Source organism: Stenotrophomonas rhizophila (genome assembly GCF_007667275.1).
In the GTDB taxonomy this organism is placed as follows: Bacteria; Pseudomonadota; Gammaproteobacteria; order Xanthomonadales; family Xanthomonadaceae; genus Stenotrophomonas; species Stenotrophomonas maltophilia_AE.
The window spans coordinates 330,666-347,950 of the sequence record NZ_VDQT01000002.1; the positions used below are offsets into that span (position 1 = coordinate 330,666).

10 protein-coding genes are annotated in these 17,285 nt (G+C 67.0%); 4 read left to right on the plus strand and 6 right to left on the minus strand.

Annotation, left to right across the window (positions count from 1 at the left end):
* Positions 1-92 precede the first annotated feature (92 nt).
* The 5 genes from FSZ13_RS07620 to FSZ13_RS07640 form a co-directional block, all read right to left on the minus strand.
* Positions 93-1,058 (minus strand): hypothetical protein, encoded by a 966-nt coding sequence (locus FSZ13_RS07620; protein WP_145478943.1) that lies wholly within the window; start codon positions 1,056-1,058, stop codon positions 93-95.
* Positions 1,059-1,170: 112 nt separating this feature from the next.
* Complete coding sequence (locus FSZ13_RS07625; RefSeq protein WP_145478944.1) at positions 1,171-3,255, minus strand: TonB-dependent siderophore receptor; 2,085 nt, start codon at positions 3,253-3,255, stop codon at positions 1,171-1,173.
* Positions 3,256-3,435: 180 nt separating this feature from the next.
* A complete protein-coding gene (locus FSZ13_RS07630) occupies positions 3,436-6,558 on the minus strand; it encodes an efflux RND transporter permease subunit (RefSeq protein WP_145478945.1) in 3,123 nt (1,040 codons plus the stop codon).
* Positions 6,555-9,785, minus strand: coding sequence for an efflux RND transporter permease subunit (locus FSZ13_RS07635; RefSeq protein ID WP_145478946.1), 3,231 nt, complete (start codon positions 9,783-9,785; stop codon positions 6,555-6,557). Before FSZ13_RS07635 ends, FSZ13_RS07630 begins: the two co-directional genes overlap by 4 nt.
* A gap of 86 nt (positions 9,786-9,871) precedes the next feature.
* On the minus strand, positions 9,872-11,116 hold the full coding sequence (locus tag FSZ13_RS07640) for an efflux RND transporter periplasmic adaptor subunit (RefSeq protein ID WP_145478947.1): 1,245 nt from the start codon (positions 11,114-11,116) through the stop codon (positions 9,872-9,874).
* A gap of 253 nt (positions 11,117-11,369) precedes the next feature.
* On the opposite strand from FSZ13_RS07640, the gene FSZ13_RS07645 reads away from it, so the two are divergent.
* Positions 11,370-12,686 carry a M20 family metallopeptidase gene (locus tag FSZ13_RS07645; protein ID WP_145478948.1) on the plus strand — a complete coding sequence of 439 codons (1,317 nt, stop codon included), beginning with the start codon at positions 11,370-11,372 and terminating at the stop codon, positions 12,684-12,686.
* Positions 12,687-12,837: 151 nt separating this feature from the next.
* Here FSZ13_RS07645 and queF read toward each other — a convergent pair whose 3' ends face one another.
* Positions 12,838-13,656, minus strand: coding sequence for an NADPH-dependent 7-cyano-7-deazaguanine reductase QueF (gene queF / locus FSZ13_RS07650; protein WP_145478949.1), 819 nt, complete (start codon positions 13,654-13,656; stop codon positions 12,838-12,840).
* A gap of 144 nt (positions 13,657-13,800) precedes the next feature.
* Between queF and FSZ13_RS07655 the strand changes: the two genes are divergently transcribed.
* From FSZ13_RS07655 to FSZ13_RS07665, 3 genes are all read left to right on the plus strand, one after another.
* Complete coding sequence (locus FSZ13_RS07655) at positions 13,801-14,097, plus strand: LysM peptidoglycan-binding domain-containing protein (protein WP_145478950.1); 297 nt, start codon at positions 13,801-13,803, stop codon at positions 14,095-14,097.
* 43 nt (positions 14,098-14,140) lie between these two features.
* Positions 14,141-14,650 carry a hypothetical protein gene (locus tag FSZ13_RS07660; protein ID WP_145478951.1) on the plus strand — a complete coding sequence of 170 codons (510 nt, stop codon included), beginning with the start codon at positions 14,141-14,143 and terminating at the stop codon, positions 14,648-14,650.
* 151 nt (positions 14,651-14,801) lie between these two features.
* Complete coding sequence (locus FSZ13_RS07665; protein WP_145478952.1) at positions 14,802-17,027, plus strand: NADP-dependent isocitrate dehydrogenase; 2,226 nt, start codon at positions 14,802-14,804, stop codon at positions 17,025-17,027.
* Positions 17,028-17,285: the final 258 nt, after the last annotated feature.

Below are 17,285 nucleotides of genomic sequence, written 5' to 3' on the forward strand. Positions count from 1 at the left end.
GGACTCGTGGGGCGGGGGCGCCTCATTATTGCGTCATCGCAGTGAAGTCGACATAGCCGGTTGGTAGCAGCCCAACCGGGCAGACGCGCTGCCTAGGGCGCGGCGACCGCAGGCAGCGCCATGCCGGGCAGCGTGCAGTGCAGGGCGGCTTCCCGGTAGCCGAGGCTGCCGGGGTTGCCCGGCATGCGCGGGACATCCTCGGTTGCCGTGACCGTGGTCTGGAGGTTCCTGCCTTCCGGACCGATCACCGCCATCAGCCGCGAGAGCAGGGGGCTGCGGTATCCGGCCTCGGGCATCACCAGGCAGGCGCGGACCTTGCGGTCTGCGACGCTGGCCACGCGGCGTTCGAACGCCTGCGCGAACGCTTCCTCGTCGGCGACGGTTTCCGGCGGCGCCAGCAGGCTGCCTTCGACCTTGTACTGGACCGCGCCCGGCTCGAACAGGAACACCATCAGATCGCTGCCGGGAAACGCCGCCGTGTCGCCGCAGGACTCCTCGCGGGGCGACGTCGCCAGCGGGTAGGTCACGCCGTCGGCACCGATCCGCCGTGCCTCCAGGGCGCAGCGGCCGCTGGTGGTGGTCATGGCAAACTCGTAGTCCATGCCGGCGACCGGGATGAACGCCATGCTGAGGCCTCGTTTGCAGTACGCAGTACTGGTCAGGTAGCTGGCATAGACCGACGCAGGCAGACCGGCAGGCACCGTGATCTCATGGAAGTAGGGCTTGGTACGGCTGAACATGCCCGTGCTGCCGCTCACCTGGCGTGAGTAGCTGGTGTCTGGCATGCCGATGCGCAGGTTGTCGGGTGCCTTGAGCAGCCCCGGGGCGACCCGGATGTCGTGCGACTCGCCGGGCTCGGGGCGCTTGCCGCATTGGCGACGGGTGATCACCGAAACACTGGCGCCGTTGGTACTGAAAACGCGCACCCGGGCGGTGCCGGTAGCCTGGAGGTCAGGTGCCGTCGTCGCGGGCGCTTCCGCTGCCTCGGCGGCTGCAGGGGTCTGGGCACCTGCAAGGGGGCAGAACAGGGAAAGCAGCAGAACGGTCTGAAGACGCATGTAGAAAATCCAACCTCCGTGTCATGAACGCCCTGTCGACCGTGACGCCACGGCAGGGCGGCGCGCAGTATAGCCAAAGCCCGCACACACCGCCCGTTCCACGCCGACCTGTTTACAGGTCGAACCGCACGCTTACCGCGAACGTGCGTGGCAGGCCGACGCCGGCATTCGACCAGTACTTCCTGTTGCCCAGGTTCTCCACGCCGGCGCGCCAGGTGAGCGGGTGGCCGCTGACCTGCATGCGGTAGCCGACACCGGCGTTGAACAGGGTGTAATCGGGCAGTTTGAGGGTGTTGTCCGCGTCGTAGTAGACATCGCCGTAGTAACGCGCCACAGCGTAGACGTCCATGCCGTCGACCCAGGGCAGCTGGTAGTTGGCGTGCATGACGCCGTTCCAGCGCGCTGCGCCGGTGGTGCGGTTGCCCTGCTGGCTGGCGCTGTCGGGCGAAAGCTTGTCGTAGGTGGGGTCGAGCCAGGTGACGCCGCCACCCAGGGTGAAGGCGTCGGTCAGGTGCACGGCGCCGCTGGCCTCGACACCTTCGTACAGGGTGATGCCGTCCTGCACCAGCAGCACCCCGGCCGGGGTGATGCGGTCGATGTTGGCGCCGCGCTCGAGGCGGAAGGCGGCCAGGTTGGCGTTCCAGCGCGCGTACTCCATCTTTGCGCCGATTTCGTACTGCCTGCTGATGGTCGGGTCGAGCACGTCGCCGGCATTGATGTAGTCGCTGCCCACCCGGTTGCCCGCTTCGAGCGATTCGACGTAGCTGGCGTACAGCGTGACCTCCTCGGCCGGCTTGTACATCACCGCATAGGTGGGGGTGACCGGGTAGGTGTGGTAACTGCCCTTGTTCTCGAAGTCGTTGTAGCGCGCGCCCGCCAGCAGCGACCAGCCGTGGCCGACGTCGACGGTGTCGCTGACGAACACGGCCTGCTGGATGGTCTCGCTGCTACGTGTCAGCACCTGCGAGCCGACCGCGTCATGGCGCAGGGTCGGCCGCTGGTACAGGTTGCCACGGCCGATGGTGCTCCATTCGTACGGGCGGTCCCAGCCCAGCCCGGTCTGGTGCGAGACGCCCGCCACCAGCTGGTGCGACAGCGGCCCGGTGTGGAAGCGGCCCTGCACGATCGCCTGGGCCAGCTTCCATTCGCTCTTGCCGCCCAGCTCGTAGACGTTGACGTCGTAGTCGCCGTTGACGTCGTCGATGTAGGCGAAGATCTTGTTCACGTCGTTCCACGACGAGGTGTAGCCGTAGCTGAGGCTGGCCTTCCAGTCGTTGTTGATCTGCCAGTCCAGCGCCGTGGACAGCAGGCTGGAGCGGGTGTCGTAGAAGGTACCGGGGATGGCGTTGTCGACATCACCGGCGATCGGGCGCGGCAGTCCGGTCAGGCCGATGAAGTAGTACTGTGGCGACTCTTCGCTGAGGTCGCGTTGCTGGAACACGCCATCGAAGGTCCAGGTGAGCGAATCGCCCAGCCGCGCATCCAGCGACAGCGCGCCGACCTTGCGGTCCACCTCGCCGCCGTTGAAGGTCTCACCCTTCTCCTGGTAGGCGTTGAAGCGGTAGCCGAACATATCCTCGTTGCCGAAGCGGCCGCCGGCATCGACCTGGCCACTGGCGATGCCCTGCTCGCGCCAGCCGAGCTGCGCGGAGAAGGTGGGGGTATCGGTGGGCTTCTTCGTGACGTAGTTGATGATGCCGCCGGGCTGGCCGAAGCCGTACATGAAGCCGCCCGGGCCCTTGAGCAGCTCCACCTGCTCCATCACTTCCAGCGGCCACTCCGTGCCCCACGAGGACACCTGCAGGCCGTTGACGCGGTAGCTGTCATAGCTCAGGTCGATGCCGCGGTTGCGGATCGGCGAACTCCAGCCACTGGCATAGGCGCTGACCTGGGTGACCACCGAGGGATCGGTCAGGAACGCTTCGCCCAGCGACACCACCTGGCGCTGTTCGATGTCTTCGCGGCCGACGACGGAGATCGCGAATGGTGTATCGCGTATCGCGCGGTCGCCGAGCGCACCGGTGTCGGCATGGGTGCGCTCGCCGGTGACCCTGATCGCATCCAGTTCGGTAGCCGCGCGCGTGCGCGTTGCACTGCCGTCAGCGGTGCTCTGGGCGTGGGCCGCACAGGCCAGGGACAACGACAGCGCAAGCAGGGCCGGGCGCAGGGCGCGGCGCGGAAGGGTAGAGACAGGCATCTAGCGGGGGTCCTCTGCGGACAGCAGCACACCGTCCGCGATCAGTTGAAAGCGGAAGAAGAGGGCGTGGCTGAGTCGGGGCACTGTCCGCAGGAGGCGGAATCAGCGCGGTGCGCGAAGCGCGGCAGGACCGTGGCTGATGCGAATTGTTCTCTTTTGAGTGGTCCGCGTCAAATATCGTTACGCGCGCGCTGCCCGCCTTACCAAGGCCTTCTCGCGCCGGCGCGCGCGCCAGCCGCGCCAGTGCTGCTGCAGGCACGAGAAGATCACATACAGCGCCGGCGTGCTGAGCAGGGTCAGGCTCTGCGAGAACAGCAACCCGCCGATCATCGCGATGCCCAGCGGCCGGCGCAGCTCGGACCCTTCGCCCAGGCCGATCGCCAACGGCACCGCGGCCAGGATCGCCACCATGGTGGTCATCATGATCGGGCGGAAGCGCACGATGCTGGCTTCGCGCACCGCTTCCAGCGGGCTCTTGCCGTGTTCGCGCTGGGCCACCACCGCGAAGTCGATCATCATGATCGCGTTCTTCTTGACGATGCCGATAAGCAACACCAGCGCGATCATCGAGATCACCGACAGCTCTGTGTTGGTCACGAACAGCGCCAGCAGCGCGCCCACGCCCGCCGCCGGCAGCGTGGACAGGATGGTGACCGGATGCACCAGGCTTTCATACAGCATGCCCAGGACCAGGTAGACGGTGATGATTGCCGCCAGCACCAGGATCAGCATCGAGTTCGGGTTGAGCTGCACGTTGAAGCCGCCGCCGTCGCTGATGCGGATGTCGCCCGGCAGGCGCAGTCCGTCCACGGTGGCCTTGATGATCGCCTCGCCTTCGCCGGTGCTCACGCCCGGGGCCAGGTTGTAGCTCAGGTCCATGGTGGTGTACTGGTTCTGGTGGGTGATCTGCGGCGGCGCCAGCCCCGGCACCTGCCGTGCCACCGCGGTGATCGGAATCATCTCGCCATTGCCGGCGCGCACGTGGATCTCGTCCAGAGCACGCGGGGTGGCGGTCTGTTCCGGCATCGCGTTGACCACTACGCTGTACTGGTTGATGTCGGAGTAGATCGTGGAGATCTGGCGCTGGCCGAACGCGCCGTACAGCGCGCCATCGATCGCACCCACCGACACGCCCAGGCGTGCGGCCTTGGCGCGGTCGATCTCGATGTTCTGGCGCAGGCCGGCGGTGTCCACATCGGTCCCGACGTCGCGCAGCATCGGGTTCTTCTTCAGCGCGGCCTGCACCTTGGGCAGCCACTCCTGCAGCTGGGCCAGGTCGTTGCCCTGCAGCGACACGCGGTACTGCGCACCCTGGCTGTTGCCGCCGCCGCCGTCGCTGGGAAGGTCCTGGATCGCGCGCAGGCGCAATTCCAGGTCCGGGTAGCGGTCGGCCTTGGCACTCAGTCGGGCCAGTGCCTGCGCCGTGGTTTCTCGACGACCCTCCTTGCGGGTCTTCAGCTCGATGTTGAACTGCGCGCTGGAGCCCTGGCGCCCGCTGCCCAGGCGCACGCCCACGGTCTTGACCGCCGGGTCGGCCATCAGCATGTCGGTGATGCGGCGCTGGCGGTTGACCATGTCCTCGAACGAGACCGTGGCGCTGGAGTTGGCGCGGCCCCAGATCAGGCCGGTGTCCTGCGGCGGGAACGAGCCCTTCTTGACCGCGCCGGCCAGCATCACCGTGGCCACGATCAGCAGGATAGGGGTCAGCGACAACAGCAGCGCATGCCGCAGCGAGAAATCCAGGCAGACGGTGTACACGCGAAGCATGCGGTCGTGCGCGGCATCCAGGAAGCGGCCGATCCGCGACGGCTTGTCCGGCTCGGTGTGCGCGCTCAGGAAGCGGCTGCACAGCGCCGGGGTGAGCGTCAGCGAGACGATCATCGAGACCACGATCGCCGCGACCAGGGTTACGGTGAACTCGCGGAAGAAGGCGCCGACCATGCCGCTGGCGAACAGCAGCGGAATGAACACCGCCACCAGCGAGGCGGTGATCGAGACGATGGTGAAGCCGATCTCGCGCGCGCCGGTGAGCGCCGCCTGCATGCGCGGCATGCCCTCGTCGAGGTGGCGCATGATGTTTTCGATCACCACGATCGCATCGTCGACCACGAAGCCGATCGCGATCACCAGCGCCAGCAGGCTCAGGTTGTTCAGGGTGAAGCCGAACACGTACATCACCAGTGCCGCACCGGCCAGCGACAGCGGCACGGTGATCGCCGCGATCAACGTCGGCGCCAGCCGGCGCAGGAACAGCGCCATGGTCAGTACCACCATCGCCAGGCTGATCAGCAGGGTGATCTGCACTTCATGCAGCGACGAGCGGATGGTCGGGGTGCGGTCGAAGTACGGCGTGAGCGTGGTGCCCGGTTGCAGGTAGTCGCGCAGCATCGGGATCTGCGCCTTGACCCGGTCCACGGTCTCCACGATGTTGGCGCCGGCGCGGGTGAACACGTACATCACCACCGCCGGTTTGTGGTCGAACCACGCCGCCTGGTAGGCGTCCTGCTGGCCGTCGTAGACGGTGGCCACGTCCTTCAGGCGGATCACCCGGCCGTCGTCCTGGGTCTTGATCACCAGGTTGGCGAAGTCGGCCGCGCGTGACACCGAATCGTTGGCGATGATCGCCGTGGTGGTGTTGCCGTCGGTCAGGAAGCCGGTCGGCGAGGTCACGTTGGCCGCGCGCACCGCATTGCGCAGGTCATCCGGGGTCAGGTTCAACGCATTGAGCAGGCGCAGGTTGACGTCGACCCGCACCGCCGGGGTGGAGGCACCGGCGATGTCCACCGACGACACCCCGCTGATCTGGCGGATGCGCTGGGCCAGCAGTGAATCGGCCACGTTGTACAGCTCATCGGCCGACTGCGTCTGCGAGGTCAGCGCGATGGCGATGACCGGATCGTCGTTCGGGTTGGCCTTCTGGAACATCGGCGAGCCCAGCCCGGAGGGCAGGTCGGCCTGGGCCGAGTTGATCGCGGTCTGCACGTCCAGCGCGGCCGAATCGATGTCCACCCCGCTCTGGAAGATCATGAAGACCAGCGAGCTGCCTTCGGAACTGGAGGAGCGCATCTGGTCCACGCCGGGCAGCTGGCCTAGGTGGCGTTCCAGCGGGGCGGTGACCGTGGAGGCCATGGTGGTGGCGTCCGCGCCGGACTGGCTGGCGTGCACGAAGATCACCGGGATCTGGATGTTCGGCAGTGCCGACACCCCCAGCTTCAGGTAGCACATCAACCCCACCACGAACAGGCCGATGGCCAGCAGCGCGGTGCCGATCGGGCGGCGGATGAACGGACCGGAGATGTTCACGCGCGGTCCTGGGCAGCGGCGTGGCGCAGCGCGCGCTGTTCACGGCGCTCGCGCAGCCATTCCGAATAGCGCTCCATGTACAGGTAGATCACCGGCGTGGTGTACAGCGTGACCAGCTGCGAGATCAGCAGGCCGCCGACGATGGCGATGCCCAGCGGGCGGCGCAGCTCCGAACCGATGCCGGTGCCCAGCGCCAGCGGCAACGCACCCAGCATGGCCGCGGCGGTGGTCATCATGATCGGGCGGAAGCGCAGCAGGCAGGCGCGGCGGATCGCTTCGTGCGCGTTGGCACCGGCGCGGCGCGCCTCGATGGCGAAGTCCACCATCATGATGCCGTTCTTCTTGACGATGCCGATCAGCAGCACGATGCCGACGATGCCGTCTACCGACAGGCTCAGCCCACACACCATCAGCGCCAGCAGCGCGCCCACGCCCGCCGGCGGCAGGGTGGAAATGATCGTGATCGGGTGGATGTAGCTCTCGTACAGCACGCCGAGCACGATGTAGATCACCACCAGCGAGGCCAGCAGCAGCCAGACCACGTCGGTCTGGCTGCCGGTGAACTCGGCGGCCTTGCCGATGAACTGCGCGTGCACCTGCGCCGGCATGTCCAGGCTGGCACGGGTTTCCTCGATCGCCTTGACCGCATCGGACAGCGAATAGCCCGGGGCGATGTTGAACGAGACCGTCACCGCCGGCAGCTGCTGCTGGTGGCTGACCACCAGCGGGGTGCTGGTGACCTTGCCTTCGGCCAGCGCGGCCAGCGGAATGATGTTGCCCGCACCGACCGGGATGCCGGTGTTCTGCGCGCCGATGCCGGTGGCGGTGGACGAGTTGGACGAGGTGACCTGGCCGAAGTTGGTCGCGTTGCTGCCGGTCAGCGCGCCAGCGCCGTTGGAGGCCACCGCCAGCTGGTTCATCAGGGCGGTGCTGGTGCGGAACTCCGGTGCCACTTCCAGCACCACGCGGTACTGGTTGAGCTCGGTGAAGATGGTCGAGATCTGGCGCTGGCCGAACGCGTCGTACAGGGTGTCGTCGATGGTCTGCATCGGCACGCCCAGCACGCTGGCCTTGTCGCGGTCGATGTTCAGTTCCAGCGCGCGGCCCTGGTTGGACAGGTTGTTGTCCACGTCGGCCAGCTCCGGACGCTGCCGCAGCGCCTCGGTCAGGCGGGTGGCCTGCAGCGCGACCTGCGCGCTGTCCACGTCCGACAGCGAGTACTGGTACTCGGTCGCGGCCACGCGGGTATCCAGGGTCACGTCCTGGACCGGCTTGAGGTACAGCGCCACCCCGGGGATGTCGGCCACGGCCTGCTGCAGGCGCGGCAGGATCTCCTCCAGTCCGTCGCGGTCGCCGCGCTCCTTCAGCACGATCGACAGTTGGCCCTGGTTGAGCGTGGGGTTCATGCTGCCGGCGCCAATGAAGGCGGCCACGCCGGTCACCGCCGGGTCGCTGCGCAGCGCTTCGGCCACCGCCTTGGTGCGCTGTTCCATCTGCGGGAAGGCGATGTTCTGGTCGGCCTGCACGACGCCGGTGATCAGCCCCGTGTCCTGCTCGGGCAGCAGACCCTTGGGAATGACGATATAGAGCACCACGGTCAGCACCAACGCCCCGGCGGCCACCGCCAAGGTCATGCGCTGGTGCTCCAGCACCCAGTCCAGGCTGCGCTCGTACAGGCCGACGGTGCGGCTCCAGACGGTGCGCTTGCCGGCTGCGGCGGTGCGCTCGTGCGCGTCGTCGCCTTCAGGCAATGCGTCGGGCTTGAGCAGGTAGGCGCACATCATCGGGGTGAGCGTCAGCGAGATCAGCATCGACAGCACCACCGCGATGCTCAGCACCCACGCAAACTCATGGAACAGCCGTCCGGTCACGCCCGGCATCAGCAACAGCGGCAGGAACACCGCCACCAGCGAGACGGTCAGCGAGAGCACGGTGAAGCCGATCTGGCGCGCGCCGATCTCGGCCGCTTCCGGGCCGCTCTTGCCCTGTTCGATGTAGCGCACGATGTTCTCGATCATCACGATCGCATCGTCGACCACGAAGCCGGTGGCCACCACCAGCGCCATCAGCGACAGGTTGTCCAGCGACATGCCGGCGAACGCCATCACCCCGAAGGTACCGGCCAGTGACAGCGGCACCGCCACCGACGGAATGATCGTGGCCCACAGCCGGCGCAGGAACACGAAGATCACCGCCACCACCAGGCCGATGGTGAGGATCAGGGTGAACTGCACTTCATGCACCGAGGCACGGATGGTTTCGGTGCGGTCGGAGAACACCTCCAGCTGCACGTCGGCCGGCAGGACGTTCTGCAGCTGCGGCAGCAGCGCGCGGATGCGCTCCACCGTCTGCACGATGTTGGCACCGGGCTGGCGGCGGATCTCGAGCAGCACCGCCGGCTTGCCATCGGCCCAGGCGGCGAGCTGGTCGTTCTCGACCCCGTCGATCACCTGCGCCACGTCCGACAGCCGCACCGGCGCGCCGTTCTTGTAGCTGATGATGGTCTCGCGGTACTCGGCGGCGCTGGTCAGCTGGTCGTTGGTGCCGATGCTGTAGGACTGGGTCTTGCCGTTGAGCGAGCCCTTGGGCGCGTTGACGTTGGCCTGGGTCAGCGCGCTGCGGAGGTCTTCCAGGGTCAGGCCCATGTTGGACAGCTGCGCCGGATTGACCTGGATGCGCACGGCCGGGCGCACGTTGCCGGCGATCGAGACCAGGCCCACGCCCTGCACCTGCGACAGGCGCTGGGCCAGGATCGAGTCGGCGTAATTGTTCACATCGCGCAGCGGGCGCGTGTCGGAGGTGAGCTTGAGGGTGATGATCGCCGCGTCGGCCGGGTTCACCCGGTTGTAGACCGGCTGGTAGGGCAGCGACGAGGGCAGGGTGGCCTGGCGGATCGCGGCCTGCACGTCCTGCGCGGCGATGTCGATGTCCCGGTCCATCGAGAACTGCAGGATGATCGTGGACAGGCCGGCCGACGAGTCGGACGTCATCAGCTCCAGCCCGGAGATCTGCCCGAACTGGCGCTCCAGCGGCGTGGTCACCAGCGAGGCCATGGTGGTGGCGTTGGCACCGGGGTACTGGGTGGTGACCACCAGGCTGGGCGCATCGATTTCCGGCAGCGCCGACACCGGCAGCTGGCGGTAGCCGAGGATGCCGAGCAGCAGCAGGCCCGCCATCAACAGCGAGGTGGCGATGGGGCGGCGGATGAAGATCGTCGAAAAGCCCACGGGCGGATCCTTGCTGTTACGTCACGCTGCGATGCGGAGAGCCCACGCCGGAACCAGGTCCGGCGTGGAAAACGGGGAACGCGCGGTCAGCGCGGGCCACCGCCACGGCGGCCACCCGGACCCTGCTTCTGCTGGGCGGCCTTGAGTTCGGCTTCGGTCGGCGCGGCCGGGGTTTCGCCCGGCTTCAGCGCGGTCACCTTGCTGCCCGGCTTGAGCCGGAACTGGCCCTCGCTGACCACGCGCTCGCCGCCCTTCAGCCCTTCGGTGATCTGCACCGCGCTGTCGCCCACTTCCACGCCGCTCTTCACCGTCTGCATGGCCACGGTGTTGTCCGGCTTGACGATGTAGACGTATTCGCCGTCCGGGCCGCGCATCACCGCCTGGGTGGGAATGACCACGCCGCCGGCGATGGTCCGCAGCTGCATGCGCACGTTGACGAACTGGCCCGGCCACAGCGTGTTGTCGGTGTTGTCGAACACCGCGCGGGCGCGGAAGGTGCCGCTGTCGCTGCTGATCTGGTTGTCCACCACGTCGAGCCTGCCGCCGTCGGTGAGCACGTGGGCGTCGTTGCGGTCCAGCGCGGCAATGGCAACCGGGCCGGCCTGCTGGGCCTGGCGCACGTCCGGCAGCTGGCGTTCCGGCAGGTTGAACACCACGTGGATCGGGTGGATCTGGGTCAGCGTGACCAGCGCGGTGCCGGCGCTGACCACGTTGCCCGCGTCCACCGCACGGATACCCGCGATGCCGGAGATCGGCGCGGTCACCCGGGTGTACTGCAGCTGCACCTGGGCCGCACGCATGCTGGCCTCGTTGGCCGACACCGCGCTTTCGTACTGGGCCACCTGGTTGCGCTGCGTGTCCAGGTCGGTCCTGGCCACGTACTGGCGGTATTCGGGCGAGTTGGAGCGCTGGTAGTTCGAGCGCGCCGTGGCCAGCAGGGCCTGGTTCTGCTTCTTGGCGGCGGCGGCCTCGTCGAAGCTGGCCTGCAGGGTGCGCGGATCGATCTGCGCCAGCAGGTCGCCCTGTTTCACTTCCTGGCCTTCCTTGAAGTTGATGCTGATCAGCTGGCCACCCACCTGCGGGCTGACGGTGACCGTGTTCATCGCACTGACCGTGCCCAGCGCGCTGGCGTACACCGGCACGTCCTGGCGCGCCGCATCGATCACGGTGACCGGCACCGGGCCGTTGTCGCGCTCGCCGTCCCTGCCGGCCTCGGCCTGCGGACCGGCCTTGGCATCCTTACCCTTGCCGCCGCCGAGCATGCGCATGCCCACCAGCCCCACCACCAGCACTGCGATCACCAGCAGCACGATCTTCCAGAAACGCGACATTCAAAAACTCCTGAGGCTGGCGAAGGGCAGGGCCCGGTTGGCAGGGTGAAAGCATACCTGCCGCCCGCGACCTTTCATGCATGACGGATGGGACGGGCGGTCAGACCGGGAAGCGCCGCCAAGGTTCAACGGGCACCGCCGGTCGGTCTGCTGCCGTCCGGGAAACGCCTGGAGACGCGGAAAGTTACAGCGAAAACCACCCTGATGCCCTACATTCAGGTTCATCCCCTCGACGCGCCCTGGAGACCCCCGAATGCCCCGTCTGTCGCTGCTGCTGTCCGCCCTGCTGCTTGCCTCGCCCGCGCTGGCCGCCACCGCCCCGGCCGAGCGCCCGGAAGTCACCGCCGCCGCCGCCCGCCTGCAGGCCCAGGTCGTGCAGTGGCGCCGCGACTTTCACCAGCACCCGGAGCTCTCCAACCGCGAGGAGCGCACCTCGGCCAAGGTCGCCGAACAGCTGCGCGCGATGGGCCTCAAGCCGAAGACCGGCATCGCCCATCACGGCGTGGTGGCGATCATCAAGGGTGGCAAACCGGGTCCACGCATCGCCCTGCGTGCGGACATGGACGCGCTGCCGGTGACCGAGCAGACCGGCCTGCCGTTTGCCTCCAAGGCCACCAGCACCTACCGCGGCGAGCAGGTCGGGGTGATGCACGCCTGCGGTCACGACGCGCACACCGCCACCCTGCTCGGCGTGGCTGATGCGCTGGTAAAGATGCGCGAAAACCTGCCCGGCGAAGTGATGCTGATCTTCCAGCCCGCCGAAGAAGGGGCGCCGCCGCCGGAAGAGGGCGGGGCGGCGCTGATGCTCAAGCAGGGCCTGTTCGCCGATTTCAAGCCGGATGCGGTGTTCGGCCTGCATGTGTTTTCCAGCGTCCAGGCGGGCCAGATCGCAGTGCGCGGCGGCCCGCTGATGGCGGCCTCGGACCGCTTCGGGATCAAGGTCATCGGCCGCCAGACCCATGGCTCGGCACCGTGGAACGGGGTGGATCCGATCGTCGCCACCGCCGACCTGGTCGGCACCGCGCAGACCATCGTCAGCCGCCGCTCCAACATCTCCAAGCAGCCGGCGGTGGTGTCCTTCGGCGCGATCAAGGGCGGCATCCGCTACAACATCATTCCCGACGAAGTGGAGATGGTGGGCACCATCCGCACCTTCGACGAGGGCATGCGCCAGCAGATCTTCGCCGACCTGCGCAACGTCGCCGAGCACACCGCTGCCGCGCATGGCGCCAAGGCGGAGACCGAGATCTTCGAAGCCGAAGGCAACCCGGCCACGGTCAACGACCCAGCGCTCACCGCGCGCATGCTGCCGAGCCTGCAGGCGGTGGTCGGCGAGTCCAACGTCTACGAGCCGCCGCTGCAGATGGGCGCCGAGGACTTCTCGCTGTACGCCCAGCAGGTACCGGCCATGTTCTTCTTCGTGGGTTCCACCAGCGAAGGGATCGACCCGGCCAAGGCCCCGGCCAACCATTCGCCGAAGTTCCTGCTGGACGAGAAGGCGCTGGACGTGGGCCTGCGCGCGCTGCTGCAGGTGAGCCTGGATTACCTCAACGCGCCGAAGGGCGGCTGAGGCAACACGAGCGCCAGGCCGCACGACCAACGGTCGTGCGCTACCCGCGAACCGTGGTTTGGGGCGCCGGACGCCCATCGCGGCCGCACGCCCCTGCCGGTAGGGCCCGACCGTTGGTCGGGCCGCGGCGCACCGCGCCCGGCCGTTGAACTTATTGCCGCAGGTCCCTTACGGTCCGCCCCGGCTGCTCGATCCCCGCCGTGGCGCGCCACGGGTTGATGTCCAGTCCGCCACGGCGCGTGTAACGCGCTTCCACTTCCAGCCATTCCGGCCGACAGCGCAGGCTGATCTCGTTGAAGATGCGCTCCACGCACTGCTCGTGGAATTCGGCATGCTCGCGGTAGCTCACCAGATACCGCAGCAGGCCTTCACGGTCGATGCGCGGGCCGCGGTAACGCACGCTCACGCTGGCCCAGTCCGGCTGGCCGGTGACCGGGCAGTTGGACTTGAGCAGCGCCGAACTCAACGTTTCGGTCACTACCTGCCCGGCATTGGACGACAGGTATTCCGGTGCCGGCGGGCCGTAGCGTTCAATGACCACGTCCAGCCCATCCACGGATTCGCCTTCGGCATCGTCCACCAGCGGCGGCACCCCGACCACCACGTTCACCACCGCGCCGGCGCAGGCCGACAGGTCGCCGGCAATCCGCTGCAGGGCCTGTGCATCGTCATCGAAGCGGGTGCTGTTGAGCGAGTTGAGATACAGCTTGAACGACTTGGACTCGATCAGGTTCGGCGAGGTGCACGGCACGCTGATGGTCGCCACCGCCACCCTCGGCTTGCCGCGCCGGTCCAGCCAGCTCAGCTCGTAGGCCTGCCAACGGTCATGGCCGACGAACGGCAGGTTGGCGTCATCCACCCCGATCTCTTCGCGCGCGGCGCGGCGGGGGATCGGGAACAGCAGGGTGGGGTCGTACTGGGAGGGGTAAGCAACCTCGCGACCGAGGCTGGAGTCCTGGGGGGTATTCATGCCGTCATTTTAGCGTGCGCGACGGGCCTGCCGGGGCCCTGTTCAGAAACCCTCCCGAAACCTTCACGCCCGCGCCATGCCCCATTAACAAGGCCTGTGACACCTTGCGATCCAGGTTGTCATATCCAGAAAGGGAGCGCGTGGATGAGTACCGATAAGAAAGCCGATTTCTCCGGTGTCAAAGCCAGCGTCGATACCACTGCACAACAGGTGGGAAAGGCCGATTTTTCCGGCGTGACCGCGTCCGTGGACAGCACCGCCGAGCTGGTGGGCGGTAGCAGCTACACCGTCAAGAGCGGCGATTCGCTGTCGAAAATCGCAAAGAACGAACTGGGCGACGCCAATGCCTGGCAGAAGATCTTCGAGGCCAACCGCGATGTGCTGGACGACCCCGACAAGATTTTCCCCGGCCAGGTCCTGAAGTTGCCGCCCAAAGCCTGATCCCACCCGAACTGCACGTCATCCAGTCCCACGGAGAAACTCCATGAAGCACACGTCCATCAGTACCGCCGTCCTCACCGCCCTGCTCGCTACTGCTGCGCTGGCCGGCTGCAAGAAGAACGATGACACCGTCGACAACAATGCCCAGCCGGCAGCCACCACCCCGGCGCCGATGACCCCAGCCGCCCCGGCTGAGCCGGCCCCGCAGCCGATGACCGCCGCTGCTCCGGTCAACGTGTCCGCCGTCACCGTCGGCAAGACCGCCGCAGCCGACAAATCCGTGACCCCGGTCGCCCTGTTCGGACCGAAGGACGTCATCATCATCTCGGTGCGCACCGACGGTACCGCAAGCAACGCCAACTTGGGTGCCAAGCTGACCTACCAGGACGGCCAGGTCGCCGGCGAGCAGACCGCTACGCTCAACACCACTGGTGCCGAGACCACCAACATCACCTTCAACAACCCCAATGGCTGGCCGACCGGCAAGTACCGCGCGGAAGTCATGGTAGATGGCAAGGCGGCTGGAACGCCGCAGGAGTTCGAGGTCAAGTAAGTCCCGCCGACTCTCTCCCGGCACGGACTCACATAGGCGCAGCCGCGAGGCTGCGTCTTTTTTGTTCCAGTACCGCCGCGTATGGCCCGGCTTTGCTCCCGGGGTCTGAAACCGCGACAATGCGGGGGTTACCCGGAGAGCACTGTCCCCCATGTCGAACACGCCCAAGATTCTGTACACGCTTACCGATGAAGCTCCGTTCCTGGCGACCCAGTCGCTGCTGCCGATCGTCGAGGCCTATACCGCCACCGCCGGCATCGCGGTCGAAACCCGCGACATCTCGCTGTCCGGCCGCATCCTGGCCCTGTTCCCGGATTTCCTGAAGGACGACCAGAAGGAAGCCGACCACCTGGCCGAGCTGGGCCAGCTGGCAACCACCCCGGACGCCAACATCATCAAGCTGCCCAACATCAGCGCCTCGGTGCCGCAGCTGAAGGCGGCCATCAAGGAACTGCAGGACCAGGGCTACGCGCTGCCGAACTACCCGGACGTGCCCACCGATGATGTCTCGCGCGACATCAAGGCGCGCTACGACAAGGTCAAGGGCAGCGCGGTGAACCCGGTGCTGCGCGAAGGCAATTCCGACCGCCGCGCGCCGCTGTCGGTCAAGAATTACGCCCGCAAGCACCCGCACCGCATGGGCAAGTGGTCGAAGGAATCGAAGTCGCACGTGTCGCACATGGACGGCGGTGATTTCTACGGCAGTGAAAAGTCGGCCACCCTGGCCGCCGCTGGCAACCTGAAGATCGAACTGCAGCAGGCTGACGGCAACACCGTCGTGCTGAAGGAAAAGACCGCGGTCAAGGCCGGCGAAATCGTCGATGCAGCGGTGATGAGCCGCAACGCTCTGGCCTCGTTCGTGCAGGCGCAGGTCGCCGATGCCAAGGCCAAGGGCGTGCTGTTCTCGCTGCACCTGAAGGCCACCATGATGAAGGTCTCCGACCCGATCATGTTCGGCGTGGTGGTGGAAGAATTCTACAAGGACGTGCTGGCCAAGCACGCCGACGTGCTCAAGCAGGCCGGCTTCGACCCCAACAACGGTATCGGCGACCTGTACGCGCGCCTGCCGCAGCTGCCCGAAGCCACCCAGGAAGCGATCAAGGCCGACCTGGCTGCCGAATACGGCAAGCGCCCGGGCCTGGCCATGGTCAACTCCGACAAGGGCATCACCAACCTGCACGTGCCCAGCGACGTCATCGTCGACGCGTCGATGCCGGCGATGATCCGCGACTCCGGTGGCATGTGGAATGCCGAAGGCAAGCTGCAGGACACGAAGGCGGTCATCCCTGATCGCTGCTACGCCGGTGTCTACCAGGCGGTCATCGACGACTGCATCGCCCACGGCGCCTTCGACCCGGCCACCATGGGCTCGGTGCCGAACGTCGGCCTGATGGCGCAGAAGGCCGAAGAATACGGCTCGCACGACAAGACCTTCCAGATTCCGGCCGACGGCACCGTGCGCGTCACCGACGACGCCGGCAACGTGGTGTTCGAACACGCCGTGCAGACCGGCGACATCTGGCGCATGTGCCAGACCAAGGACGCACCGATCCAGGACTGGGTCAAGCTGGCGGTCAACCGTGCCCGTCTCAGCAACACCCCGGCGGTGTTCTGGCTGGACGCGTCGCGCGCGCACGATGCACAGGTCATTGCCAAGGTCGAAACCTATCTGAAGGACCATGACACCAACGGCCTGGACATCCGCATCCTGGCCCCGGTGGAGGCCACCGCGTTCTCGCTGGACCGCATCCGCAAGGGCGAGGACACCATCTCGGTGACCGGCAACGTGCTGCGCGATTACCTCACCGACCTGTTCCCGATCATGGAACTGGGCACCAGCGCCAAGATGCTGTCGATCGTGCCGCTGATGGCCGGTGGCGGCCTGTTCGAAACCGGTGCCGGCGGTTCGGCGCCCAAGCACGTGCAGCAGTTCGTCGAAGAGGACTACCTGCGCTGGGATTCGCTGGGTGAATTCCTGGCCCTGGCCGCCTCGCTCGAGCACCTGAGCAACCGCTACGACAATGCCGGTGCCAGCGTGCTGGCCAAGACCCTGGACCAGGCCAACGGCCAGTTCCTGGACAACGACAAGTCGCCCTCGCGCAAGCTGGGTGGCATCGACAACCGTGGCAGCCACTTCTACATCGCGCTGTACTGGGCCCAGGCCCTGGCCGCGCAGGATGACGATGCGGCCCTGAAGGCTCGTTTCGCTCCCCTGGCCAAGGCCTTGACCGAGAACGAGCAGGCCATCGTGGCCGAGCTGATCGCGGCGCAGGGCAAGCCGGTGGACATCGGCGGCTACTACCGCCCCGACGTGGCCAAGGCCAGCAAGGCCATGCGCCCGAGCAGCACCTTCAACGCGGCGTTGGCTGCGCTGTAAGCGTCGATCCCGCTGACGCAGGAGCAGGAAAACCCGCGCCTCGGCGCGGGTTTTTTTGTGGTCAATCCCAATTCCGACACGGCCGTCTTTTTTTGCCTGCAAATACGTGACGCCCGTTGCGTGGGTTCTGGCACGCTGTCGTCCGCCACGGCCGTGCCGCGTGGCGGGGAGAGGCCTGTTTCCGAGGGCTTGTGCAGCGGATGGACCCTGCTGATTCGCCAGTGGCGAACTGAGCATCCTGTCGGTGCGTAAGCGTAG